This is a genomic window from Streptomyces sp. NBC_00259, assembly GCF_036181745.1.
Lineage (GTDB): Bacteria > Actinomycetota > Actinomycetes > Streptomycetales > Streptomycetaceae > Streptomyces > Streptomyces pratisoli.
The window spans coordinates 2,866,622-2,890,245 of sequence record NZ_CP108080.1; the positions used below are offsets into that span (position 1 = coordinate 2,866,622).

Here is a 23,624-nt window from a genome sequence, read left to right on the forward strand (position 1 = left end):
AGACTAACAGCCTAGGTTCACTGACCGAACCTACCGTGTTAGGGTCGCCGTACGAGCAGGTTCATTCATCGAACTTTGAATTGCCGCGGTACACGAGCTCTCGACCCGAGGACCCTGATGGCACGCCCGACGCGGCCCACAGCCACGCACGCCCCCACGTCGTCCACACGCACGGCGTCCGCAGGCACGTCGTCCGCACCCGCGGCGCCCGCACCCGCAGCGCCGCCGAACTCCACGCCGCCGCCCGCGGCCAAGGGAACCAGGGAGGCCGAGAGGGCCCGACCCGGCGTGACGCTCGCCGTCACCAGCGCCGCGACGACCGTCGCGCTGATGAACTACACCGCGCCGATGCTCACGCTCCCCGCCATGACGGCAGCGTTCGGAACCCCGCCTTCCGCCCAGGCGTGGCTGCTCAACGGCACCCCGCTCGGTCTCGCCGCCCTCCTCCTCGTCGCGGGCAGCCTCGCCGACGACTACGGCCGCCGCCGCGTCTTCGTCGCCGGCACGCTCGCGCTCGGCCTCACCACCGGGATCGGCGCGTTCGCCGACTCGACCCTGACCTTCACCCTCGCCCGTATCGCCCAGGGCGCCGCGAGCGCCGCGATCCTCGCCAGCAGCCTCGGGCTGCTCGTCCACGCCTTCCCGGCCGGGCCCGCGAGGATCAGGGCGACCGGGGTGTGGGGCGCGTTCGTCAGCGCCGGAATCGCGCTGGGGCCGCTGGTCGCCGGCGCGCTCGCCACCGTCGAATGGCGCCTCGCCTACGGCGTCCTGGCCGTCATCGCGCTCGCGACCGGCGGCGTCGCCTCCCGCACCCTCGCCGAATCCCGCGCACCCCGCGGCGGCCGCCCCGACCTGCCCGGAGCACTCGCCCTCGGGCTCTCACTGGCCACGCTGCTCACCGCCCTGACCCTCGGCCGTGACGGCTGGCTCCGCGCACCGGTCGGATGGCTGGCCGCCGCTTCCGTGGCCCTGCTCGCCCTCTTCGTCCTGGTCGAGCGCAGGAGCACGGCCCCGATGATCGACCTCGGACTGTTCCGTCGCCGGCCGTTCCTCGCCGCGTCGTCGGGCGCGCTGTTCACGGGCCTGGCCGTGATCGGCCTGTTCAGCTACCTCCCGGCCATACTCCAGCAGGCCGGGATGTCGGCTCTCGGCACCGCCTGGCTGTTCCTGCTCTGGTCCGGTACGGCGTTCCTGGTCGCCCTCCAGACCAAGCGGCTGGCGGGCCGCGTCGGCGCCCGGCACCAACTGGCCCTGGGCTTCGCCCTGTCCGCGGCCGGCGTTCTCGCCATGCTCGGAACCGTGTCCTCCGCCGACGACGGCCGGGCGCGGCTGCTGCTGGGCCTCGCCGTGGCCGGGGTGGGCAGCGGCCTGCTGAACGCCGCGCTGCCCCGCCTCGCCGTCGAGTCCGTACCCCCGGAGCGCGCGGCCATGGGCTCGGGCGCCAACAACACGGCCCGCTACATCGGTTCCGCCGCGGGCGTGGCCCTGACGATCGCGGTCTCCACGGCGGGCACGAACACGGCACTGATCGTCTCGACCGGGCTGTCCCTGCTGGGCGCGGTGGCGGTGCTGGCACTACGGGACGGTCGGGAAGCCAAGGGCGGACGCACCCCGTCCACCCGGTAGCCGCCGGGCGGACGGGGCGTCGCCCGCACCGTCAGACGGGGCGTCGCATGCACCGTCAGACGGGGCGTCGCATGCACCGTCGGACGATGCGCGCGGCGTCAGACGATGCGCGCGGCGGAGATCGGCCGCTGCGCGACGGTGTGCGCGTCCGCCGAGCCACTGTTGACGCTGAACCGGTACCGCGAGAACTCACCGGTGGCCTGGGAGGCGTAGAACATCATGTGCCCGATGCCGACCCCCTCGTGGTTGTCGTCCGCGACGTCGTTGACCATCCTCGTGTCGGGATACTGCGCGTAGTTCGGCAGGCCGTAGACGCCGTGCGGGTCGGCGGTGCTGTCGATGATCTCGACGGCGTACTGGGTCTCGCCGTTGAAGTTCACGGACCCCGAGTAGACGCCCTTGACCTCGCGGACCATCACGATATGGCCCGTATTGCCGGGAACCGTTCCGTTGTAGTGCACCGAAATGAGATCCCCGGGCCGCAGATCGGCGACCTTGCGGATCTTCTTGAACCGGGGACCGGCACCGGCGTTGAAGCCGTCGTGGTAGTCGGCGGCCTCCGGGCCCCGGTCATGGAAGTACGTCAGGAAATAGTCGTCCGTCGCCCACGGATAGGTCTGCCTGAGCACCCTGGTGATGAACGAGGAACAGCGCGCACGCGCGATCCAGCTCGCCGGGTCGGACGGCGTTCCCCAGACGACCGAAGGTGTCCCTCCGATCTGGTACGTGTTGTTCTGCCGGGCCGTACGCCCGCTCACGACGGATATCTCGTCGGCCGTCAGCGCCCTGCCGTACGCGCGCACGTCGCCGATGGCGCCGTTGAAGCGGTTCACCGGAGCGCCGTCCAACGTGGCCCGGCCGACATTGAATCCCTGGGTGGCGGCCCAGGAGATCGCCGTTTCCGCGCTGCCCCGGAGCTCCCCGTCGACGTACAGATGGATGGCCGCGCCGTCCCACACTCCGGCCAGGTGCGCCCACACACCCGGCTCGGCGGTGGTCGGGGCCACGGCCGACACCTTGGTGGTCTGGCCCTCGTCACGGACCTTGAACGCCCAGCCCTGGACGGCGGGCTCGTAACAGAGCAGGAAGCGGCTGCACACCGCTCCGTCCTGGCTCACCCCCGTGTAGAAGTTCGCCAGGTCGGCTCCGCCCGGGGCGGCGTCGGAGAGCCGCATCCAGGCCGAGACCGTGAAGGGGGCGGTGGTGTCGAGCACGGATGTGGTGGTGGCGTACGCCCCGGACGTACCGTCGAAGCTCAGTTCACCGCCGGCCCGCAGCTTCGTCCAGGTCGCGGCCGGCCCCAGAGTGAGGGGCCGCTCGAATCCGGACCGGTCGAACCCCTTGGCGTCGAGCGGCCAGTGGCCGGCGAGCCCGTCGGGCAGATGGCCGGCCGCCAGCATGCGCTGGTACTGCACCATCTGCTCGGCCTGCAGGAGGTGCGGAACCGTGAGCGGCGTGAACGGAGTGTCCAGTGCTTGCGCCGCTGCCGCCGGCTGTGCGCCGTGCGTGATGCCTGCCAGCGCACCCGCGCCGACGAGTACCGCCCCACCCAACAGACCACGTCTGCTCACCATTGCCCGCTCCGTCACATAAGCCGAAAGATCGGCAGAGCATAGGTCTTCGGTGCATTCGGGCCTTCAGCGGGGCCGCATCGACGTGAGCTTCCCCCACACCACCAGCCGGTACTTGGACGTGTACTCGGGCGTGCACGTCGTCAGCGTCACGTAGTAACCCGGCTCGCTGTACCCGTAGCCCGGCTTCACCACACTCCGCGGCACGGCCGCGATCACGCCGCCGTCGCGCGCGGAGGTCTGCGACAGCCGCTTGTCCACCAGATAGGTGAAAACGCCTGTGCGCGTCTCGACCACGATCCTGTCCCCGTTCCGCAGCCGGTTGATGTAACGGAACGGCTCGCCATGGGTGTTGCGGTGCCCGGCGACCGCGAAGTTGCCCGCCTGGCCGGGCTGCGCGGTCCCGGGATAGTGGCCGACGTATCCCTTGTCCAGTACGCCCCGCTTGGCGACGCCCTGTGCGACGGGCGCGACGACCCCGAGACGGGGGATACGGAGCACGACGTACGCCTGGTCCCAGCGGGGTGCGGCGGCCCGGTTCGACCGGCGGCCGCCGCCGTCCTGTTCCGCAGGCTCCGGTGTGCTGCTCCCGGCGTCGGCCTCCGGGTCCAGGTCAGCATCTCCGGCCCCGGCCTCAGGGACAGTCGTCTCCCCCCACTCCCTCTCCAGGGCGTGGACCTGCCGTTGGGCGCCCTCCTTGGCCTGCCGATTGGTCCACCACAGCTGGTGGACGACGAGGAGCAGCACGACCACGCCAAGGGTCACGGTGATCTCGGCAGCGGCCCACAGCCCGCGGGCGAGCGCCACCCGCCCACGTCGCCGCCCTCGCTGGACGACCACAGGAATCCGCTCAAGCATCCGCTCCCGCACGGCCCGCACGATAGGGGCAGCCCCTCCAAGTGACCAGGCCCCTGCGGAGCCCCGTACAGCAGTACGGTGTGCTGCATGCGCCCCGACACGCCTGCCGACCACACCGCCGAAGCCGAGCGCCTGCTGCGCACCGCGGAGCAGTACCCGGAGGACCGTGAGCCGCTGCTGCTCCAGGCCGCGGCCCATCTGGAGCTCGCGACCGACCGCGCCCGCGCGACCGGCCTGTACGACCGCCTCCTCGCCGACGCCCCGGAGAACGTCCACCTGATCAAGGCACTCCAGGCGGCCAACCTGTGGGAGTACGGCCACGAGGCGGAGGCCCGCGCGATCATCGACGGCATCCGCGCGGCCGCCCCCGACGACGCGGCCCCGTGGGAGATCGTCGCCGAGACCCTGGAGGCCCACGACGAGCTCGACGCGGCCCACTCCACCTTCACGGCGGCCGTCACGCGCCTCGTCGACCCGGACGACGAGATCTCCTACCCCGCGCAGTCCCTCCTCACGGGCCGCCACCGCGTCCGCCGCCTCCTGGGCCTGCAGCACGACGACTGGGACGCCCTCGCGGACCGCCTCCACAGCGCGGCCGTCCCCCTCGACGAGCTCCACGACCCCAAGCGCCTCTGGGCCCTCGGCTCCTCGGACCCCAGCGAACTGCGCGCCGAGATCGACCGTCTCCGCTCCGAACTCGGCACCTACCGCGCGGCGCTCTCCCGGCCCTTCCCGGTCGCGGTCCTCCACTGGCCGGCACCCGAACTCGCCGAACTCCTCGCCGCGTACCCCTCACTGACCGCCGAGTACCCCACCCAAGAGACCCACCTCACCGCCATCGAGTCGGCCCTGCGCGACCTCTCCTCCACCGGCACGGGCAACCTCGGCATCGTCACGGGCACGGTCCCCTCCTACGAGGCCTTCGCGGCCTCCGAGGCCGCCTCCCCCGCGGACCCGAACCTCCTGCCCCAGTACGCCACCACCCTGGCGGCCCGCGGCCGCGCCCTCCCCTGGCCCCCGGCCCGGGGCGCGGCATGCTGGTGCGGGTCGGGCGCGGCGTACGGGGAGTGCCACGGGGTGACCGAGTCCTGATCTGCCTGTCGGTGAGGCCTGGTATCACTGGAGGAATCTGACGGGGAGGGGAAACAGTGACGGGTTCCGTCGACGCCAACCAGCCAGTTGCCGGCCTTTACGAGCAGCTGATCACCTTGCGGCTGGAGAACCAGCTCAAGAGTCTGAACGCCAGTGGCCGTTGGCACGCCATCGATGACGAGGTGGGGCCCGAGTCAGCACCTCACGTCATCGCGCATCATGTCGCGGAAACCATGAGGCGCGTGCTGGAACGGCTGCCATCGGCAGAACGCGTGCACGCGGCCAACCACATTCTCGAGTCGATGAACACCATCGAAGGCGCTCGCGAGTGGGTGGATCTGGTCGTGGACGGTCCACGTCAATTGCTCGCTATCGCTGAGCAAGAGGCCAAGGGTGTGTACGCGATCCGTCCCGCGACGCCTCTGTCCGAAACCGCGCTCATCACCAACTCTCCGGAAGACCCGAGCCTCGGATTTGAACTGCGAGCAGAGCTGGCGACTGCCGACCGTGTGGACTTGCTCTGCGCCTTCGTGAAGTGGCACGGACTCCGAGTCATTGAGCAGTCTCTTGAGGCCGCTCACGCTCGCGGCGTCCCGATTCGTGTCATCACCACCACCTATATCGGCGCCACGGAGCGGCGAGCCTTGGACAGACTCGTCCAGAAGTTCAAGACGCAGGTGAAGATCAACTACGAGCTGCGATCCACGCGCCTCCATGCCAAAGCATGGCTGTTCCGCCGCAACAGCGGATACGACACGGCGTACGTGGGCAGCTCCAACCTGTCGAAGGCCGCGCTCCTCGATGGCCTGGAGTGGAACGTCCGCCTCTCCTCCATCGCCACTCCGGACGTGCTGCGCAAGTTTGAAGCGACCTTCGATTCCTACTGGAGCGAGTCGTCCTTCGAGCTGTACGACCCCCATCGTGACGCCACACGCCTCGACGACGCACTGCAGCAGGCGGGGCGGGGAACCAGCAGCAGCGACGGGCGTCACATCACCCTCTCCGGGCTGGAGGTACGTCCGTATCCGCATCAGCGCGACATGCTGGAACGGCTCGAGGTGGAGCGCGAAGTCCACGACCGTCATCGGAACCTGTTGGTCGCCGCGACAGGCACCGGCAAGACCGTCATGGCGGCTCTCGACTACAAGCACCTGCAGCAGCAATACGGCCAAGATCTCCGGCTGCTGTTCGTCGCCCACCGACAAGAGATCCTCCGGCAGTCGCTGCGCACCTACCAAGACGTGCTGGTCGACGCCAACTTCGGCGAGGAACTGCACAGCGGCATCGTTCCCGCTGATTGGAAGCACGTCTTCGCCAGCGTCCAGTCACTTAATGCCCGCTCGCTTGAGCACTTCACTCCCGACCATTTCGATGTCGTAGTCATCGATGAGTTCCACCACGGGGTGTCGCCCACGTATCGACGGATCATCGATCACTTCAACCCCCGTGAGCTGCTCGGCCTGACGGCCACGCCGGAACGGATGGATGGGCGCAACGTTCAAGACGAGTTCTTCGACGGTCGGATCGCAGCCGAGATGAGGCTTTGGGAGGCACTTGAGAACGACCTATTGAGCCCGTTCCACTACTTCGGCGTCACTGACAACACCGACATGAGCGCCATCACCTGGAAGCGCGGCTCCTACGATGCCTCGGCACTCAGCAGCCTGTTCACTGGCAACGACGCCCGGGCCCGCCTCGTGGTTCAGGCCGTCACGGACAAAGTCACAGACCCTGGTTCCATGCGCGCCCTGGGCTTCTGTGTGTCCGTGCCGCACGCCCAATTCATGGCCGACTTCTTCCGGCGTGCCGGCCTGAACGCTGTCGCGCTGTCTGGCGAGACACCTCGCGAGGAACGCAAGGCGGCACTCGATGCACTGAGGTCAGGTGAGCTGCAGGTCATCTTCTCGGTCGACCTCTTCAACGAGGGTCTTGATATCCCGGACGTCGACACGCTCCTCTTGCTGCGCCCGACATCGAGCGCCACTGTCTTCCTTCAACAGCTGGGACGCGGGCTCCGACGGACCGAGACCAAGGCAGTCCTCACCGTGCTGGACTTCATCGGCCAGCACCGTAGGGAGTTCCGCTTCGAAGAGCAGTTCCGAGCCTTGACCAACCTGACGCGAAACCGGCTGCTGACGAACATCGAGCTTGGCTTCCCTCAGCTTCCTTCCGGCTGTCAGATCGTCCTTGAGCCCAAGGCCAAGGACCTGATCATCGACAACATCCGCAGCCAGATCAGCGTCAACGTCACGCAGCTTGCCCGTGAGGTCAGCCAGTACGGCGAGCCTCAGCTCTCGGAGTATCTCAAGGAAAGCGGCCGCGAACTCAAGGAGATCTACCGTGGCAACGGCAGCTCCTGGACCGGCCTGCTACGCCGCGCCAAGCTCCTGCCTGCTGACGCCCCGGAGGGCGAAGAGACGCTCCTCAAGCGCGTTCCCGCGTTCCTTCACGTTGACGACCCTCAGCGAGTCGCCGCGTACACAAAGCTCATCGAAGACGACGCCCCCGCGTACGACAGCCTCAGCGAGCGCGAGCAGGCGTACGCGCGCATGTTCTACTTCTCGCTCTGGCCTCTCGGCGGCTTCGCTACCTACCAGCAGGCGTTGGACTCACTCCGCCCACACCACGCCTTCCGCAACGAAGTCCGCCAGGTCCTGGCCCATGTGCTCGACCGCACGGATCACGTTCCGGTCCCCCTCCTCGGCGACCTTGCCGGACTCCCTCTTACAGTCCACGCCTCGTACAGCCGCGAGGAGATCCTTCCCGCCCTGGGCCAGTCCTTCATCGGGGGCTTCATACCCGGTCACTTCCGCGAAGGCGTGAGGTGGTGCGAGAGCATCCGTACCGACGCGCTCCTGATCACCTTGGAGAAGGACGAGAAAGACTTCTCGCCTCAGACGCGCTACAGGGACTACGCCATGAGCGACTTCTTGTTCCACTGGGAGTCCCAGAACCAGACGTCAGAGACTTCGCCAACGGGCGTCCGGTATCGGACCCACAAGGAACAGGGCACTCACGTCCTACTCTTCGTCCGCCGCTATAAGAAGACGGACATCGGCGGTCCCCAGGCTTGGATGCTCCTGGGCCCCGCCGACTACGTCGATCACAAGGGCAGCAAGCCGATGGGTATCAAGTGGAAGCTCCGGCACGAAATCCCCGCCGACGTCTGGACCTACTCGACCATCGCAGCAGGCTAACCCCTTGCCTGCGACGGCACGGTCGCTGTCTGATCCCGTGAAGCTCGGGATGCGGATCGGCTCCAGCGCCAGTCCAGGCAGGCATCGCTTCAGAGGCATGCCTCAAGACTCGCCTGGGCCTCGTCGAGCGCTAAGTCGACGTCACACCCGTGGGCGACGAGCCAGCGGAGGAGGTCGGCGATGAGATGAATCGCCGCCTTCTCTGCTTCCCTCAAACCGAGCCGCCTGCTGCCCAACATCTGAGGAGAGCCGCACATCTGGTACAGCACCAGCAGAGCTTCGGCCCCATCCACCCGATGGCCGCCCCCGTGCCCATCGGGGGCGGCGAGCTCGGTGGCAAGCTCGCACCACGTGATCTTGGAGTCCGGACGCAGCACGACGCCCCAGCGTTCTGCCGTGGCATCCACGAGGGCCATGCCTCGACCGGCCTCGTCGTCCTCGCGCGCCGACATGAGTGTGGGGAGGGCGCGCGCGTCTGGGTCCTCGACCTCGATGCGGAGGTTCGTTCCGCTCATCGAGACCCTGAGCGTCGTGGGTGTCTCGGGGCCAACGTGCCGGACCACGTTCGCGACCAGCTCGGTCACACACAGCTGAGCCGCGTCCACAAGCTCCGGGAGACCCCACAGGGTGAGCTGGAGGCGCATCACGCGCCGCAGCCCGGCGATCTCCCGGGCCTCAGCTAGGAAAGGGAGGTCCCAGGCCTTGCGCGGCACTTCGCAGCGGCGCTCGTACATGTCTGCCAAACCTCCAGCGATCCCGGGGCGTTGCGTTATGTAGTTTCTCGCTTCTTCAGAGTGACATTGGAACTTCCAAAATGGAACTCTCATATCACCCTTCAGGGAGCATGCGGAGGCTCACGCGCCCCTGGCGTACGCCGTCTTGTCTGCGCAGCCCCAGCGCATGCACGCTCGTTGAGATCGACACACGGAGGGCCTTGACCATGGCAGTTGGACCGACTACCCGCAGACGCCAGTTGGGCGCAGACCTCCGTCGACTACGGGAGCGCAAGGGCCTCACCCTTGAAGAGGCGGGTGCGCTCGTCGGGATCTCGAAGGCGACGTTGAGTCGGTACGAGAAGAAGGAAGGAACCGTCAAGTGGCCTGCCGTGGATGCGCTGTGTCGCGAGTACGGTGCATCCGAGCAGGAGCGTAAGACCCTCGTCGAGCTGGCCAAGGGCGCCAAGATCCAGGGGTGGTGGCGGTCCCTTGCCGATCCGATCCCCGAGTCGATGAACCTCATGCTGACGCTGGAAGACGAGGTCGTGCGGGAGGATCATTTCGCCTGCATGTACGTCCCTGGGCTGCTCCAGACGCGCGCCTACGCCGAGGCAGTCCATCGCGCGTCTGAGATGCGGTGCAGCGAACAAGAGATCGCGCACATGGTGGACATCCGCATGAAGCGGCAGGAGCTGCTGACGAGAGAGGATCCCCCGCACATCTGGGCCGTGATCGACGAGGCCGTCATTCGGCGCCTGGTCGGTGGGCGCGTAGCCATGCGTGAGCAGTTGGAGCACTTGATGTCGCTGGCGGAGGAGCCCCACGTCACCGTCCAGGTACTGCCGTTCGCCAGTGGGGCACATGCCGCGGCCGTCGGCAGCTTCGTGGTCCTGGGCGGGTCCGCACCGGAGCTCGATGTGGTGTACGTGGACATCATCGGCGGTGGTCTCTTCATGGAGAAGCCCGAGGAGCTGGAGCGCTATACGTTGGCGTTCGAATACTTGCGCGCACAGGCGTTGGACATCCCGTCGTCGGTCGCGCTCCTCGATCAGGCTTGCAGGGAGCTGTAATGGATCGCGACGACATCCAGTGGTTCAAGTCCTCGTACAGCGGTGGCAGCGGCACGGAGTGCGTGGAGGTTGCCCGCATAGCCGGAGGAACCGCCGTTCGGGACAGCAAGGATCCTCTGGGGCCCCTCCTCGCGTTCCCCGCCGAGGCGTGGAACGGCTTCACTGGTGCTGTTCGGGACGGCGACATCAGTTGCTGATGCCGTTGGACGCGCGCGGAGCGGGATCAGGTGGTATGGGGCCCGCGCGGGTGGTGGGTCCCCGGGTGGGGTCGTAGCGTCGATACAGGAGCAACCTCAGGGAGGAGGTCCGGCGCAGCGCTGGCCGGCGGGCGCTCTGCGTGCGTGGAGCGGTTCGCGTGGCGGTCAGGTGGGCTCGGGGAGAGACGGCTGGGAGCAGATATGCAGAGACTCAAGCTGAAGGCAGCGGCCCTGGTGTACGCCGCGGCGTCGCTCGCAGTGGCCGTTGTGCCGGCATCCGCTTCCGCTTCCACGGCGCAGGAGCCACGGGGTGACGTCGTGGTCATCGACTGCTTCTCGAAGCCGCAGGTACGGCCCAGCGACTTCCTCATCGCGTGCGGCGACGGCAACAGCGGCCTCACCCAGCTGAAGTGGACGAACTGGGGGCAGACGACCGCGACGGGACGTGGGCTCAACTTCGTCAACGACTGCAAGCCCTACTGCGCCGCCGGCAAGTTCCACTCATATCCCGTGGAAGTCACGCTGGAGCAGCCGAAGCCCTGGCCCAAGGATCCAGGTCAGCAGCGTTACACGCAGATGCGCCTCGTGTTCACGGACGGCAGGCCGGCTCACCTCGCGGAGGACGTGACGTACAAGCTCTGGCCCTGATGTCCGCTCGCGTCGGGCGGGGTGCCGGGGGCAGCGGCTCGTACGATCCGGAGTCATGGTGCGCAGGCGCGTAGTGGTCTCCGGATTGGTCCAGGGCGTGTTCTACAGGGACACCTGCCGGCAGGTCGCCGACGAGTACGGGGTGGCGGGGTGGGTGCGGAACCTGGCCGGCGGGGACGTCGAGGCCGTGTTCGAAGGGGAGATGGACGCCGTCGAGACACTGGTGCGATGGGCGCGGCAAGGGCCGCCCTCGGCGGACGTGCGAGGGGTGGAGGTGCGTGAGGAGGAGCCCGAAGGGCTCACCGGGTTCGAGGTGCGGCACACCCTGAGGGGCGGCAATAGCTGACGCGAAGGCCGGGAGTCCCGCTCCCGGCCTTCGCGCTCTCCTCGTGTGAGGGTGTGAGGGGGTGGGTGGGTCACATGGCGATGTCCGCCGGCCTGTGGGTGTGGCCCTCGACGTCGGACGCCGCGCGGCCGACGAGTTCATGGGCCAGTTCCGAGCAGGCCCGGGCCGCCGCGAGTTCCTCGCCTATTTTCGCGTCCGGGGTGTCGCCCGGGCTGCGCCTTGCGATGCCCGTGCCCTCGACGCCGGGGGCATTGGGGCCGCTGAGGGAGGCCTTGCAGGCGGTGCGCGTTCCGTCTTCCTCGAACGACAAGTCGATGTTCCAGTTCTGCGTCGTCATGACGGGTCACCTTCGCCGTACGGTTCCGTCAGCCCCGGCTTTGTGCGGGGCACTGTCGGTCAGGTGGTGGGGTGTGCCTGCTCCACCAGGTCCTTGAACTGGTGGAGATCCTCCCGGACGGTCCGCTCGATGGCGGAGGACTGGGCAAACCCCTTGGGGCCCCCGAAGGCGTTGTGCGCCTCGCCGGGGTCGTAGTCCATGCGCAGTTGCATCCTCGTGTGGGTCGAGTCGATGGGGAGGAGCGATACGGAGCCGCTGAGGTGCGGGGTCTCCGTGGTCCTCCAGGTCATCGTCTCGTTGGGACGGAGATCCGTGGTGGCGGCGTCGAGCCCGCGGGCCATGCCGCCGCTGGTCTCCAGGTCCATGTGTACGCCGGAAGTGCCTTCGCGCCGGGCTTCCCGTACGCCTCCGACGAACCGTGGATAGTCCTCGACCTGGTGCAAGTGGTCCCAGACCACGTCACCGGGCGCAGTGATGTCGATCTGTTCCTCGAGAGTGGGCATGACTGTCTCCCTGCCTCTCCTTCCAGGGTGCGTTCCGTGGCGCTTCATCGCAACGGATCCGGCCCTGGAGCGGCCCGGAAGCCTGTCGCCCGCCGCGATCACGCATCACGCTCCACTCGCCCTACAGGTCCTGCCCGTTGATGCCTCGCCTCGGGGCCTGGGCCGGGCGCAGGTCCGGTCAAACCGCTCGTTAGGCTCCAGGCAGTCGAAAACGATCGAAGGGGGCATCCCATGGCCAGGATTCCGGCAGCGGCAGTCGCGGCGAGCGGCCTCATCGGGGGCTACGGCGTCGCCCGCTGGACCAGGAAGCGGCCGCTCGGCGGGGTGGCGCTGGCCGCCGCCGGGGCCGTGGCCGCGCGCCAGTGGCAGCAGGAGGCCGGCGGGAAGGCGGCGGCCGGGCTGAGTGCGGCGTACGTCGCCGCGTTCGCCGGGTCGCATCCGCTGGCCAAGAAGCTGGGGGCGTGGCCCGCGGTCTTCACCGTGGCCGGCGGCGTGGCGCTGGCGTCCTGGGCCGTGACCCGGCGGGCCGCTTGAGACTTACCCCCGAGAGCGTTGAACGGGGGCGGCGGCCCGTACGTACGTAAGGGCAACTCCCCCATGGTGGCTGGGCGCGCAACCGGCGGACAGAGTCCGATTGCGCGCCCAGCGCTTCTTCAGCCGCCCAGCGCTTCCTCAGCCGCCGAGCGCGTGCGCGACCGTATAGATCAGCAGACCGGCCAGTGCACCGACGACCGTGCCGTTGATACGGATGAACTGCAGGTCACGGCCGATGTGCGCCTCGATCTTGCGGGAGGTGTGCTCGGCGTCCCAGCTCGCGACCGTGTCGCTGATCAGGGACGTGATCTGCTCGCGGTACGTCGTCACCACATAGACCGCCGCGTCCTCGATCCAGCCCTCCAGCTTCTGCTGCATCCTGCCGTCCGTCGCCAGGCGGGCGCCGAAGGACATCAGGGAGGCGCGGGCGCGCAGCCGCAGTTCGCTGCGCTCGTCCTCGGCCGCCGAGATGATCATGGCGCGTACGGAGGACCATGCGGAGGCGATGATGTCCTGCACCTCGGGGCGGGACAGCATGTCGGACTTCATGCGCTCGACCCGCGACCGGGTGTCCGTGTCGGCCTGGAGGTCGGAGGCGAAGTCGGCCAGGAAACGGTCGATCGCGCCGCGCGCGGGGTGGTTGGGGGCGTCGCGCATCTCGGTGACGAAGCGGACCAGTTCCCTGTAGACCCGCTCGCCGACCTTGCGGTCGACGAAGCGCGGGGTCCAGCCCGGGGCTCCGCCCTGGACGGCGTCCATGACGGAGTCGCCGTGCACCGTCAGCCAGTCGTGGGCGCGGGCGCAGATCAGGTCGACGGCACGGTGGTGGGCGCCGTCCGCGACGATCTTGTCGAGGGTCTTGCCGATGCCCGGTGCGATCTCGGCGGTCTCGGCACGGCGGGTGATGGCCTCGCCGACGACGGCCTGCACGTCGGAGTCCCGCAGGACGGCGAGGGCGCCGCGCAGGGCGGTGGACAGCTCGGCGGTGACGCGGTCGGCGTGCGCGGGCTCGGCGAGCCAGGCGCCGAGTCTGCCGCCGAGGGCCAGGCCGCTGAGGCGGGCCCGTACGACGTCGGCGGAGAGGAAGTTCTCCCCGACGAAGGAGCCGAGGGACTCGCCGAGCTGGTCCTTCTTGGTGGGGATGATCGCGGTGTGCGGGATGGGGATACCGAGAGGGTGCTTGAACAGCGCGGTGACGGCGAACCAGTCGGCGAGCGCACCGACCATGCCGGCCTCGGCGGCCGCGGCGACATAGCCGGGCCAGCCGTCGATTCCCTCGTTCTTCGCCCAGGTGGCGAGGGTGAAGATCAGCGCGACGAGGAGCAGCAGACCGGTGGCCGTGGCCTTCATACGACGGACGCCGCGGCGCTTCTCCTCGTCGGCGGCGGTGTACGCGAACGAGGCGAGCGGGGCGGGGCGGCTCACGGATTCCCCGGGCCGGGCGCCGGACCCTCCTGACCGCCTGCCGAACGGCCGGCCGGTGCTTCTCGGCGGAGTGCCGGAGCCTGCGGGCCGATCGCTCGCATCACGGGGCTGAGTGCCGGAGCCTGCGGGCCGCGTGCCGGAGCCCTCGGACCGATCGCTCGCATCACCGGGTCGATCGCCGGCGCCCTCAGGCCGCGCACCCGAGCCCCCGGCCCGATCGCCCGCACCGCCAGGTCGCGTGCCGGAGCCTGCGGGCTGCTTGGCCGTCCGTTCGCCGCCGCCCTCCTGCCGGGCTTCGGTGCCCCCGGGCCGGGCTTCGGTGCCTCCCGGCTGCGTGCCGGAGCCTCCGAGCGGCCCGGTTTCGCCGTCCCGGGCTGCCGGGCGCGCGCTCGTGCTGGCTTGGGCGGCACGGGCGGCCGCGTCGCCGGGCGGTGCCACCGGCGGCCGAGCGCTCCGGTCGCCGTCGACGCCCGGCATCGTCGGATCGGCGTGCGTCCCCCCGCCCCCGCCCGGTACGCCAGGAGCGGGACCACCCGGTCCCGGACCGCCGGAACCAGCGCCGTCGGGGCCCGGACCTGCGCGTTCAGGTCGTTCCGTTCGCTTCATCGACTCCACCCGTCCGCGTACGCATCGTCCCTACCCAATGGCCGTACGCCTTTTTGCCTACCTGAGGTACTCCCGGGGCGCACGTCGAGTTCCCACCGGCATATCGGATGATGTGTCCATGAAAACCCAGCGGGCCGGATACGGCCTGTTCGCCGCCCTCATCGCCCTGACTCTGCTGATCTGTGCCGCGATCATCGCCACCTTCGCCGTCACCGGCCCGGACCACGGACAGCCGGCCCCCGCCGGAGCCGCGGCCGGACCCGGAACAGACCCCGCGGCCGGACCCGGAACAGCCGGGCCGGCAGGCACCCGGCCCGGCGGCGCGACGGCGCGTGCCGTGGACACGGGCGGCTGGGCCGGGACCTGGTCCGCCGCACCCGGGGAGGCCGGAACGGGCCCCGCCGGGCCGCACTCCGTACGCAACGTCGTGCACACCTCCCTCGGCGGCGACCAGGCTCGGATCACCCTCTCCAACCTCTTCGGGACGGAGCCCCTGCGCGTGGCGCACGCCTCGATCGCGGTCGCCGCGGCCTCGGACGGCGCCTCGGTCGTGCCCGGCACCCTGCGCGAGGTGCTGTTCGCGGGACGCCCGTCCGCGATCGTGCCGCCTGGCGGGCATGTCGTCGGCGATCCGGCTCCCCTCCCCGTTCCCCAGGACGGACATCTTCTGGTCACCCTCCATGTGCCCGCATCCGGCCCCGCGGGCACCGTCACCCTGCACGAACGCGCAAGCCAGACCTCCTACCTCGGCCCCGGCGACCGTACGTCGGACACCGACGGGTCCGCCTTCACCCACCGCACCTCGGCCTGGCACCACCTCACCGCCGTCGACGTCCACAACCCGGCCGCCCGTGGCGCCGTGGTCGCCATCGGGGACTCGCTCACCGACGGCGCCGGCTCCACCCCGGACACGGACCGTCGCTGGACGGACCACCTCGCCGACCGGCTGCACGCGGGGCGCTGGGGGTACGGGGTCCTCAATCTGGGCATCGGCGGCAACCGCCTCCTGCAGGACGGCATCGGCCCGAGCGGACTCTCCCGCTTCGAGCGCGACGTACTCGACCGGTCAGGAGCCCGGGTCGTCGTCATCGAACTGGGCATCAACGACATCATCCGCCCACCGCGCCCGGCGGATCCGGCCGCGATCACGGCAGGTCTGCGGACGCTCACGGAGCAGGCACGGGCCAAGGGGCTGCGGGTCGTGGGAACGACGCTGATGCCGTTCGAGGGGCACCGCCGGCACACTCCGGAGCTGGAAGCGGTACGGGAGGAGGTCAACCAGGCCGTCCGCGCGGGCCGGGTCTTCGACGACGTCATCGACTTCGACCGGGCGGTGCGCGATCCGTACGCGCCGGACCGGCTCCTCCCGGCGTACGACTCCGGTGACCATCTCCACCCGAACGACGCGGGATACGCGCAGCTGGCACGGAGCGTGGACCTGGCCGTACTGATCGGCGAGCGGTCGGCCGCCCGGCTGTGACGCGTACGCGGACCGGACCACCGGATTCGCGTACGCGTCAGGAACGGGCGGCGAGCCCAGCCCGGGGACCGCGGCCGGGTCCCGCGGAAGGCGGGCCCCGGCCGGGCTGCGGGCCCCAGGGGCTCTCAGATACCCAGGTCCTTGATGATCTTCGCCACGTGACCGGTCGCCTTCACGTTGTACAGCGCCCGCTCGACCTTGCCGTCCTCGTCCACGACGACCGTCGAGCGGATCACGCCCGTCACCGTCTTGCCGTAGAGCTTCTTCTCGCCGAACGCGCCGTACGCCTCCAGGACCGCCTTCGACGGGTCGCCGACCAGCGTGACCTTGAGGTTCTCCTTGTCGCGGAACTTCGCGAGCTTCTCCGGCTTGTCCGGGGAGACGCCGATGACGTCGTACCCGGCGCCCGTCAGCAGCTCCAGGTTGTCGGTGAAGTCGCAGGCCTGCTTGGTGCAGCCGGGAGTCAGGGCCGCCGGGTAGAAGTACACGATGACCTTGCGGCCCTTGTGGTCGGCGAGCGAGATCTCGTTGCCGTCCGCGTCGGGCAGGGTGAAGTCCGGGGCGGTGTCGCCGGGCTGGAGTCGCTCGCTCATTCTCGGTTCTCCTCAGGAGTGTGGGCGTACGGCACCGAGCGTAATAGGGGTGCCGTGGGGTGCGGTCGCCGTCGAGCTGACAGACTGTCGAGGAACAACTGAGGAAGAACTACCGGATACGACGACGGAGGCGGCGCGGTGTCGGACGCCAGGACCCCTGCGCAGATCGAGGCGGACATCGTCCGCCGGCGCGACCAGCTCGCCGAGACGCTCGACGAGATCGGGGTGCGGATGCACCCGAAGACGATCATCGGTGATGCGAAGGCCAAGGTCGCCTCGACCGTGGACCAGACCGCGGGACGGGCGTTCGTCGCCGTGAACCGTGCGGTGACGGATGTGAAGGCCCGGTTCGTGCACCACGACGGCGCGCCCCGGCTGGAGCGCGTGGTGCCCGTGGCGCTGGCCGTCGTGGGCCTGGTGGGACTGCTCGCGCTGACCGCGAGGAAGCGGAAAGCATGACCCGCTCGACCCCGGCGGCGGCCGAACCGGCTTCCGGCAGGTAGGTTCGAGTCGTGAGCCACAACACCCTCGACAAGCACGACAAGCTGCCGATCAAGATGCTGCACGACCGGGTCCTGGTCCGGTCGGACGCCCCCGAGGGCGAGCGGCGGTCGGGCGGCGGCATCCTGATCCCGGCGACCGCGGCCGTCGGCCGGCGCCTCGCCTGGGCCGAAGTGGTCGCCGTCGGACAGAACGTCCGTACGGTCGAGGCGGGTGACCGCGTGCTGTACGACCCGGAGGACCGCGCCGAGGTCGAGGTGCGGGGAGTCGCGTACATCCTGATGCGGGAGCGCGATCTGCACGCCGTCGCGGCGGACCGCTTCGAAGGCGGCGAGGACTCGACGGGGCTCTACCTCTGACGCAGCGGCACGCACACTGACCTGGAACTGGAAAAGGCCTGGTGACCGGGGTCACCAGGCCTTTCGCACGCCGTTTGCTACGGTGTGACGAACCCGACGAGACGCGCCGTACCGGGCATCGCAAAGACGACGCACCCCGCACGAAGTCCGCGTCTCGGAGGTGCCTGTCATGGCCTGGGTTCTGCTTGTTCTCGCCGGTCTGCTCGAAGTCGGCTGGTCGATCGGGATGAAGTTCACCGAGGGGTTCACCCGGCTGTGGCCCAGCGTGTTCACGGCCGCCGGGATCGTCGCGAGCATGCTGCTCCTGTCGCACGCCGCCAGGACACTGCCGATCGGTACGGCGTACGGCGTCTGGGTCGGCATCGGAGCGGCGGGCGCGGCGATCGTCGGCATGGTCGTCCTCGGGGAGCCGGCGACCGCCGCCCGGATCTTCTTCGTCGTTCTCCTGCTCGTCGCAGTGGTGGGCCTGAAGGCCACCTCGGGGCACTGATCGCGCGGTACTCGGCCCTCAAGGCCCTGAACCGGCCGGCGCTCACAGCCTTCGGGGCATGACACCCCAGCCGCCGGGGCCGCCCGTCCCCTGGGCGTCCCCGCCGGAGCCGCCGTCGGTCGTCCTTCCCCGGGGGTCGGCGCCGCCCTGCGTCGTTCCGCCCTGGCTCGCGCCGCCGTTCGCCGGGCCGCCCGTCGTGGGGAACGGACCGGTCGGATAGTCCCCGGAGGGGCCGCCGTTCGTGGGACCGCCGGCCGACGGGAATCCACCGTCCGTCGGCGACCCGCCGTCCGTCGGGCTGCCGCCCGTGTCCGCGCCGCCGTTCGACGGCGACTGCGACTGGCCCTGCGACTGACCCTGCGACTGGCCCTGCGGCCGGCCGTCCTCGGTCCGGCCGTCGGTCTCCGGCGGGCCCGACGACCCCTCCTCGGGCTCCTCCTGCTCGTCCGGCGGGTACATCTCCTCCCCCGCGCCCGGCGCGAGCATCAGATCGAAGTCCTCGGCCTCGGAACCCGACAGCGCGGCCGCCGTGAACTGGCCCCAGATACCGGCGGGCGCCCCGCCACCGTTGATCCGCGACAGACCCAGCGCCCCGTACAGCGACTTCTGCACACCTGTGTCCGGATCCTGGCCCATGACGGCGACGACGGTCGCCAGGTCGGGGGTGTAGCCGGCGAACCAGGCCGCCTTGTCGCCCTCGGCCGTGCCGGTCTTCCCGGCGGCCGGCCGGCCCGCGGACAGCGCCGCCATGCCCGAACCCTGCCGCACCACGCCCATCAGGACCGACGTGGTGGTGTCCGCGGCCTCCCTGCTGATGACCTGCCTGCTCGGGACCTCGGGCAGTTCCAGCTCGACACCGTCCTTGGTGATCCTCTCGACGAGCGAGTACGTGCCGTGCCTGCCGTGGTTGGCGAGCGTCGCGTACGCCTCCGCCATGTCGAGGACGCTCGCGGTCGCCACCCCCAGCGCGATCGACGGAGTCGCCGTCAGATCCGGCGTGCTCTCCGGCACACCGAGGGCGATCGCGGTCTCCCGCACCCTTCGCGGGCCGACGTCCTGGGCGAGCTGCGCGTACACCGAGTTGACCGACCGGTCCGTGGCCATACGGACGGAGAGCGGACCGTACGAGATGTTGTCCTCGTTCTCCGGGGCGTAGCCCGTCGGCCCGTACCGGCCCTGGACCTCACGCCGGTCGCTGCCGTCGTACAGCGTGTTGGGCGTGATACGGCGGCCGTCCTGCGTCATGGAGCCGTTCTCGACGGCCGCGGCGAGGACGAACGGCTTGAAGGTGGAGCCGACCTGGTAGTCGCGGCGGGTGGCGTTGTTGACGTACTGCTTCGTGTAGTCGATGCCGCCGTACATGGCGACGACCCGGCCGCTCGCCGGGTCGATGGACGCACCGCCCACGCGGACGTTCCGGTCGGCGGACCGGCCCGGATCGCGCCGGGACGTCACATGCTGGTCGACGGCCGCGGCGAAGGCGTCCTGCTTCTTCCGCTCCAGCGTGGTCGTGATCCGGTAGCCGCCGCGGGCCAGGGTCTTCTCGTCGAGGATCCCGCTGCCGGTGATCCAGTCCTCGACGGCCTGGACGATGTAGCCGCGCTGCCCGGACAGCCCCGTCGCGGGGCCGCCGGTGTGCGGCATCGGGAAGATCATGGTGGCCCGGTCGGCGGCGGACAGCCAGTCCTCCTTCACCATGCCGTCGAGCGTGTAGTTCCAGCGCGCCAGCGCCCTGGGCCGGTTCTCGGGATGGGCGGCGAGGTCGTACGCGCTCGGCGCGTTGAGCAGCGAGGCGAGATACGCGCCCTCGGCGGAGTCGATCGCGCTGACGTCCTTGCCGTAGTACGCGTGCGAGGCGGCCTGGATGCCGTAGGCGTTGCGTCCGAAGTAGCTGGTGTTGAGATAGCCCGTCAGGATGTCCGCCTTGCTCTCCTCCCGGTCGAGCTTGATCGCGATGAAGAACTCCTTCACCTTCCGGGTGACGGTCTGCTCCTGGCCCAGGTAGTAGTTCTTGACGTACTGCTGGGTGATGGTGGAGCCGGACTGCCTGCCCTTGCCGGTGACCGTGTTCCACGCGCCGCGGACCATGGCCTCCGGATCGATGGCACGTTCGGAGTAGAAGTCACGGTCCTCTGCGGCGAGTACGGCGTGCTGGACGGCCACCGGGACCTGGGAGAGCTGGACGTTCTGCCGGTTGACCTCTCCGTCGCGGGCGATCTGGGTGCCGTCCTTGTAGAGGTACACGTTGGACTGGGCGATGGCGGCGGAGTTCGCGGGCGGAATGTCGACGAGCAGGTAGCCGGTGACGAAGCCGCCGATCAGGACCAGCGCGAACAGCAGGAACGCACCGCACGTCATCCGCCAGGTGGGGACGAGACGACGCAGGCCGGTGCGCCTGGGCCTGGACGTCCCGCCCGGTGCGTCGCTTCGGCCCTTCCCGCCAGGCGGGCCCGGGACGGAACCGACGATCGTCGGATCCCTCGGGTCCCGGCGCTGCTGCTGTGGCTCGTCGGTCATGTCTGTGGGGACTCCTCGGCGCCGGCCGGGGGCGCACCCGCACCCTCCGGCCCAACAGTGTCATTTCGGGTGATTCGCTTGGTGTGCCCATACTGCACTTCTCGCCCTGTTAACCCCCGGATGCCCGGCCGAAATACGGTCGCGGCGGCCCGTTCCGCTGGGCTAGGGTCGTGCGCTTTGGTGCCGCACGGAGACGTCGGTCGTGCGCTTCGGCGCCGCACGCAGACGTCGTGCGCTTCGGCGCCGACACGGAGCGGAACGGAGAGGAGCTGTGGTGCGGCTCTACGCGGTTGTCGCGACAGGCGGGTTCCGGCGCTATGCGACGTACCGAGTGGCAACGGCGGCGGGCGTGTTCACCAACACCGTCTTCGGTTTCATCATGGCCTACACCTATATCGCCCTGTGGGACCAACGACCGCACCTCGGCGGGTACGACCTCCCCGAGGCGCTCACCTATGTGTGGCTGGGCCAGGCCCTGCTGATGACCTGCGCCATGATGGGTGGCGGTTTCGAGGACGAACTGATCGAACGGATCAGGACCGGCGACATCGCCATCGACCTCTACCGCCCCGCCGACCTCCAACTCTTCTGGCTCGCGAGCGACTTGGGACGGGCAGCCTTCCATCTGCTGGGCCGCGGCATCGTCCCCGTCCTGCTCGGCAGCCTCGCCTTCGACCTCGCACTGCCGGCGTCCCCACTCAGCTGGCTCGCGTTCCTGCTCGCCGTGACACTCGGCGTGGTGGTGAGCTTCGCCGTCCGCTACCTGGTGGCACTGTCGGCGTTCTGGCTGATGGACGGCGCAGGAGTCATCCAGATCACCTGGCTGGCAGGGCTGTTCTTCTCCGGGATGCTGCTGCCGCTCACCCTCTTCCCCGGCGCACTCGGCGAACTGGCACGGGTCCTGCCCTGGTCCTCACTGCTCCAGATCCCGGTGGACGTCCTCCTGGGCAAGCACACCGGATGGGGACTCGTGCAGGCATACGCCTTCCAGTTGAGCTGGGCGGCGGCACTCCTCGGCGCCGGACGCCTCCTCCAGACGATCGCGACGAGGAGAGTGGTGGTCCAGGGTGGCTGAGCGACTGCCGGCCCTACGGTCCGGCCTGCGGGCCTACGGGCTCATCGCCGTCATGTGGATGCGCTCCACCATGACCTACCGGGCGTCCTTCGCCATGACGGCGCTCGGGAACTTCGCCGCCACCGCGTTCGACTTCCTCGTCATCCTGCTGATGTTCGCGCACGTCGACACCCTCGGCGGGTACAGCCTGCCCGAGATCGCGCTCCTGTACGGGGCCTCGGGCACCGCGTTCGGCATCGCCGACCTCGTCATGGGCTCCATGGACCGGCTCGGACGACGCGTACGCGACGGCACCCTGGACACCCTGCTCGTCCGGCCCGCCCCCGTACTCGCCCAGGTCGCGGCGGACCGGTTCGCACTCCGCCGGCTCGGCCGGATCACCCAGGGCCTCCTGGTCCTCGGCTACGCCCTGTTCGCACTCGACATCGCCTGGACACCGCTCAAAGCCGCCATGGTGCCGATGATGCTGCTGAGCGGGGCGGCCGTCTTCGCCGCGATGTTCGTGGCCGGCGCGGCGTTCCAGTTCGTCGCCCAGGACGCCGCGGAGGTGCAGAACTCCTTCACGTACGGCGGGAACACGCTCCTGCAGTACCCGCCGACCGTCTTCGCCAAGGATCTGGTGCGCGGCGTGACCTTCGTCGTCCCGCTCGCCTTCGTCAACTGGCTGCCCGCGCTGTACGTGCTCGGCCGCCCCTATCCACTGGACCTGCCCCGCGGGCTGGCCTTCGCACCGCCGCTCGTCGCGGCCGTGTGCTGTGCGCTCGCCGGACTCGCATGGCGGGCGGGCCTTCGTTCGTACCGGAGCACGGGGAGCTGAACGGTGACCGAGGATTTCAAGGCAGAGGACTTCAAGGCAGTCGAGGACCACGAGGGCTTCGACGACTACGAGGACTTCGGCGCGGCCGAGGCCTTCATCGAACTGGACGGCGTCGAGAAGGTCTTCGACGTACGCCGCAGAACCGGACGACTGCGCCGGGAGAAGACACAGGTACGGGCCGTGGACGGCATCAGCTTCCGGGTGCCGCGCGGCGAGGTCGTCGGCTACATCGGCCCCAACGGCGCCGGCAAGTCCACCACCATCAAGATGCTGACGGGCATCCTGACCCCCAGCGGCGGGCGGCTGCGCGTCGCCGGCATCGACCCGTCACGCGAACGGACCCGGCTGGCCCGGCGCATCGGCGTGGTCTTCGGACAGCGCACGACCCTGTGGTGGGACCTGCCGCTGATCGACTCGTACCGGCTGGTCCACCGCATGTACCGGATCCCGGACGCGCGCTACCGGGAGAACCTGGAGCGGTGCGTGGAACTGCTGGACCTTGGCGAACTCCTCAACGTGCCCGTACGGCAGCTCTCCCTCGGACAGCGCATGCGCGGCGACATCGCGGCGGCACTGCTGCACGATCCCGAGGTGCTCTACCTCGACGAGCCGACGATCGGGCTCGACGTCGTCTCCAAGGCGAAGGTCCGCGAGTTCCTGAAGGACCTGAACGCCGAACGGGCGACGACCGTGCTCCTGACCACGCACGACCTGACCGACATCGAGCAACTGTGCAGGCGGGTCATGGTCATCGACCACGGACGGCTGGTGTACGACGGAACCCTGGCCGGACTGCACGAGGTCGGCGCGAGCGAACGGACCCTCGTGGTCGACCTGGAGCGCCGGCTTCCGCCGATCGAGGTGGCGGGGGCCCGGCCGGTACGGGTCGAAGGCCCGCGACAGTGGCTGGCGTTCCCGGCCTCCGCGTCGGCGGCGCCGATCGTGGCGGCGATCGCGGCGGAGTATCCACTGGTGGACCTGTCGGTGCGGGAACCCGACATCGAGGCGGTGATCGCGAAGATGTACGCGGAGCGATCGGCGGCGCTCTGAGCGACCGCGGCGGCGT

Annotated in this window: 23 protein-coding genes and 1 riboswitch; of the genes, 15 read left to right on the top strand and 8 right to left on the bottom strand. The window is 69.6% G+C overall.

The features are described from left to right. The first annotated feature begins 117 nt into the window (after positions 1-117). Entirely contained in the window at positions 118-1,626 is a 1,509-nt protein-coding gene (locus tag OG766_RS12800) for an MFS transporter (protein ID WP_328725362.1), read from the top strand. 98 nt (positions 1,627-1,724) lie between these two features. On the opposite strand, the gene OG766_RS12805 is transcribed toward OG766_RS12800, so the two are convergent. Both OG766_RS12805 and OG766_RS12810 read right to left on the bottom strand, forming a co-directional pair. Next, positions 1,725-3,200, bottom strand: coding sequence for a LamG domain-containing protein (locus OG766_RS12805; RefSeq protein ID WP_266373871.1), 1,476 nt, complete (start codon positions 3,198-3,200; stop codon positions 1,725-1,727). A gap of 63 nt (positions 3,201-3,263) precedes the next feature. Continuing rightward, positions 3,264-4,055, bottom strand: coding sequence for a class E sortase (locus OG766_RS12810; protein ID WP_328727472.1), 792 nt, complete (start codon positions 4,053-4,055; stop codon positions 3,264-3,266). A gap of 87 nt (positions 4,056-4,142) precedes the next feature. Here OG766_RS12810 and OG766_RS12815 point away from each other — a divergent pair, with 87 nt between their 5' ends. After that, positions 4,143-5,147 carry an SEC-C domain-containing protein gene (locus OG766_RS12815; protein ID WP_328725364.1) on the top strand — a complete coding sequence of 335 codons (1,005 nt, stop codon included), beginning with the start codon at positions 4,143-4,145 and terminating at the stop codon, positions 5,145-5,147. A gap of 56 nt (positions 5,148-5,203) precedes the next feature. Next, positions 5,204-8,344 (top strand): DEAD/DEAH box helicase, encoded by a 3,141-nt coding sequence (locus OG766_RS12820; RefSeq protein WP_328725366.1) that lies wholly within the window; start codon positions 5,204-5,206, stop codon positions 8,342-8,344. Positions 8,345-8,433: 89 nt separating this feature from the next. Here the strand turns inward: OG766_RS12820 and OG766_RS12825 are convergent, their stop codons facing one another. Beyond that, complete coding sequence (locus tag OG766_RS12825; RefSeq protein WP_328725367.1) at positions 8,434-9,078, bottom strand: ATP-binding protein; 645 nt, start codon at positions 9,076-9,078, stop codon at positions 8,434-8,436. Positions 9,079-9,284: 206 nt separating this feature from the next. Between OG766_RS12825 and OG766_RS12830 the strand changes: the two genes are divergently transcribed. The 4 genes from OG766_RS12830 to OG766_RS12845 all read left to right on the top strand — a co-directional run bounded on the left by OG766_RS12830 (position 9,285) and on the right by OG766_RS12845 (position 11,321). Further along, positions 9,285-10,130, top strand: a complete 846-nt coding sequence (locus tag OG766_RS12830; protein ID WP_328725368.1) for a helix-turn-helix domain-containing protein — start codon at positions 9,285-9,287, stop codon at positions 10,128-10,130. Beyond that, entirely contained in the window at positions 10,130-10,327 is a 198-nt protein-coding gene (locus OG766_RS12835; protein WP_266373849.1) for a DUF397 domain-containing protein, read from the top strand. The genes OG766_RS12830 and OG766_RS12835 overlap by 1 nt, the downstream gene beginning before the upstream one ends. Positions 10,328-10,528: 201 nt before the next feature. Next, positions 10,529-10,975: a hypothetical protein gene (locus OG766_RS12840; protein WP_266373847.1), complete on the top strand. Its 447-nt coding sequence runs from the start codon at positions 10,529-10,531 to the stop codon at positions 10,973-10,975. A gap of 55 nt (positions 10,976-11,030) precedes the next feature. After that, a complete protein-coding gene (locus tag OG766_RS12845; protein WP_328725369.1) occupies positions 11,031-11,321 on the top strand; it encodes an acylphosphatase in 291 nt (96 codons plus the stop codon). A 70-nt stretch (positions 11,322-11,391) separates the two neighbouring features. Here the strand turns inward: OG766_RS12845 and OG766_RS12850 are convergent, their stop codons facing one another. Continuing rightward, positions 11,392-11,658, bottom strand: coding sequence for a DUF1876 domain-containing protein (locus tag OG766_RS12850; RefSeq protein WP_266373843.1), 267 nt, complete (start codon positions 11,656-11,658; stop codon positions 11,392-11,394). A gap of 59 nt (positions 11,659-11,717) precedes the next feature. Then, positions 11,718-12,161, bottom strand: a complete 444-nt coding sequence (locus OG766_RS12855) for an SRPBCC family protein (RefSeq protein ID WP_328725371.1) — start codon at positions 12,159-12,161, stop codon at positions 11,718-11,720. 231 nt (positions 12,162-12,392) lie between these two features. Here OG766_RS12855 and OG766_RS12860 point away from each other — a divergent pair, with 231 nt between their 5' ends. Then, complete coding sequence (locus OG766_RS12860) at positions 12,393-12,695, top strand: hypothetical protein (protein WP_328725372.1); 303 nt, start codon at positions 12,393-12,395, stop codon at positions 12,693-12,695. 138 nt (positions 12,696-12,833) lie between these two features. On the opposite strand, the gene OG766_RS12865 is transcribed toward OG766_RS12860, so the two are convergent. Continuing rightward, positions 12,834-14,120 (bottom strand): DUF445 domain-containing protein, encoded by a 1,287-nt coding sequence (locus OG766_RS12865; RefSeq protein WP_328725373.1) that lies wholly within the window; start codon positions 14,118-14,120, stop codon positions 12,834-12,836. A gap of 724 nt (positions 14,121-14,844) precedes the next feature. On the opposite strand from OG766_RS12865, the gene OG766_RS12870 reads away from it, so the two are divergent. Further along, the gene (locus tag OG766_RS12870; RefSeq protein ID WP_328725374.1) at positions 14,845-16,206 is read left to right on the top strand and encodes an SGNH/GDSL hydrolase family protein; all 1,362 of its coding nucleotides are present in this window, start codon (positions 14,845-14,847) and stop codon (positions 16,204-16,206) included. A gap of 125 nt (positions 16,207-16,331) precedes the next feature. Here OG766_RS12870 and bcp read toward each other — a convergent pair whose 3' ends face one another. Then, the gene (gene bcp / locus OG766_RS12875; RefSeq protein ID WP_266373833.1) at positions 16,332-16,799 is read right to left on the bottom strand and encodes a thioredoxin-dependent thiol peroxidase; all 468 of its coding nucleotides are present in this window, start codon (positions 16,797-16,799) and stop codon (positions 16,332-16,334) included. A gap of 138 nt (positions 16,800-16,937) precedes the next feature. On the opposite strand from bcp, the gene OG766_RS12880 reads away from it, so the two are divergent. The 3 genes from OG766_RS12880 (at position 16,938) to OG766_RS12890 (ending at position 18,149) form a co-directional block, all read left to right on the top strand. After that, complete coding sequence (locus tag OG766_RS12880) at positions 16,938-17,258, top strand: DUF3618 domain-containing protein (RefSeq protein ID WP_266373832.1); 321 nt, start codon at positions 16,938-16,940, stop codon at positions 17,256-17,258. 53 nt (positions 17,259-17,311) lie between these two features. Next, on the top strand, positions 17,312-17,659 hold the full coding sequence (locus OG766_RS12885) for a GroES family chaperonin (protein WP_328725376.1): 348 nt from the start codon (positions 17,312-17,314) through the stop codon (positions 17,657-17,659). Positions 17,660-17,730: 71 nt separating this feature from the next. After that, a riboswitch (guanidine-III (ykkC-III) riboswitch) is annotated at positions 17,731-17,795 on the top strand. Positions 17,796-17,828: 33 nt separating this feature from the next. After that, the gene (locus tag OG766_RS12890) at positions 17,829-18,149 is read left to right on the top strand and encodes a DMT family transporter (protein ID WP_266373827.1); all 321 of its coding nucleotides are present in this window, start codon (positions 17,829-17,831) and stop codon (positions 18,147-18,149) included. Between the two features lie 42 nt (positions 18,150-18,191). Here the strand turns inward: OG766_RS12890 and OG766_RS12895 are convergent, their stop codons facing one another. Next, a complete protein-coding gene (locus OG766_RS12895) occupies positions 18,192-20,666 on the bottom strand; it encodes a transglycosylase domain-containing protein (RefSeq protein WP_328725378.1) in 2,475 nt (824 codons plus the stop codon). Between the two features lie 274 nt (positions 20,667-20,940). Between OG766_RS12895 and OG766_RS12900 the strand changes: the two genes are divergently transcribed. From OG766_RS12900 to OG766_RS12910, 3 genes are all read left to right on the top strand, one after another. After that, on the top strand, positions 20,941-21,741 hold the full coding sequence (locus OG766_RS12900; protein WP_328725379.1) for an ABC transporter permease: 801 nt from the start codon (positions 20,941-20,943) through the stop codon (positions 21,739-21,741). Then, positions 21,734-22,558: an ABC transporter permease gene (locus OG766_RS12905; protein ID WP_266373822.1), complete on the top strand. Its 825-nt coding sequence runs from the start codon at positions 21,734-21,736 to the stop codon at positions 22,556-22,558. Before OG766_RS12900 ends, OG766_RS12905 begins: the two co-directional genes overlap by 8 nt. 96 nt (positions 22,559-22,654) lie before the next feature. Beyond that, positions 22,655-23,608 carry an ABC transporter ATP-binding protein gene (locus OG766_RS12910; protein WP_266377953.1) on the top strand — a complete coding sequence of 318 codons (954 nt, stop codon included), beginning with the start codon at positions 22,655-22,657 and terminating at the stop codon, positions 23,606-23,608. Positions 23,609-23,624 lie beyond the last annotated feature (16 nt).

Excerpts from the sequence above, each read along its gene's own strand:
- OG766_RS12800 (WP_328725362.1), top strand. The coding sequence starts at position 118 with ATGGCACGCCCGACGCGGCCCACAGCCACGCACGCCCCCACGTCGTCC.
- OG766_RS12805 (WP_266373871.1), bottom strand. The coding sequence starts at position 3,200 with ATGGTGAGCAGACGTGGTCTGTTGGGTGGGGCGGTACTCGTCGGCGCG.
- OG766_RS12810 (WP_328727472.1), bottom strand. The coding sequence starts at position 4,055 with ATGCTTGAGCGGATTCCTGTGGTCGTCCAGCGAGGGCGGCGACGTGGG.
- OG766_RS12815 (WP_328725364.1), top strand. The coding sequence starts at position 4,143 with ATGCGCCCCGACACGCCTGCCGACCACACCGCCGAAGCCGAGCGCCTG.
- OG766_RS12825 (WP_328725367.1), bottom strand. The coding sequence starts at position 9,078 with ATGTACGAGCGCCGCTGCGAAGTGCCGCGCAAGGCCTGGGACCTCCCT.
- OG766_RS12830 (WP_328725368.1), top strand. The coding sequence starts at position 9,285 with ATGGCAGTTGGACCGACTACCCGCAGACGCCAGTTGGGCGCAGACCTC.
- OG766_RS12835 (WP_266373849.1), top strand. The coding sequence starts at position 10,130 with ATGGATCGCGACGACATCCAGTGGTTCAAGTCCTCGTACAGCGGTGGC.
- OG766_RS12840 (WP_266373847.1), top strand. The coding sequence starts at position 10,529 with ATGCAGAGACTCAAGCTGAAGGCAGCGGCCCTGGTGTACGCCGCGGCG.
- OG766_RS12845 (WP_328725369.1), top strand. The coding sequence starts at position 11,031 with ATGGTGCGCAGGCGCGTAGTGGTCTCCGGATTGGTCCAGGGCGTGTTC.
- OG766_RS12850 (WP_266373843.1), bottom strand. The coding sequence starts at position 11,658 with ATGACGACGCAGAACTGGAACATCGACTTGTCGTTCGAGGAAGACGGA.
- OG766_RS12855 (WP_328725371.1), bottom strand. The coding sequence starts at position 12,161 with ATGCCCACTCTCGAGGAACAGATCGACATCACTGCGCCCGGTGACGTG.
- OG766_RS12860 (WP_328725372.1), top strand. The coding sequence starts at position 12,393 with ATGGCCAGGATTCCGGCAGCGGCAGTCGCGGCGAGCGGCCTCATCGGG.
- OG766_RS12870 (WP_328725374.1), top strand. The coding sequence starts at position 14,845 with ATGAAAACCCAGCGGGCCGGATACGGCCTGTTCGCCGCCCTCATCGCC.
- bcp (WP_266373833.1), bottom strand. The coding sequence starts at position 16,799 with ATGAGCGAGCGACTCCAGCCCGGCGACACCGCCCCGGACTTCACCCTG.
- OG766_RS12890 (WP_266373827.1), top strand. The coding sequence starts at position 17,829 with ATGGCCTGGGTTCTGCTTGTTCTCGCCGGTCTGCTCGAAGTCGGCTGG.
- OG766_RS12895 (WP_328725378.1), bottom strand. The coding sequence starts at position 20,666 with ATGACCGACGAGCCACAGCAGCAGCGCCGGGACCCGAGGGATCCGACG.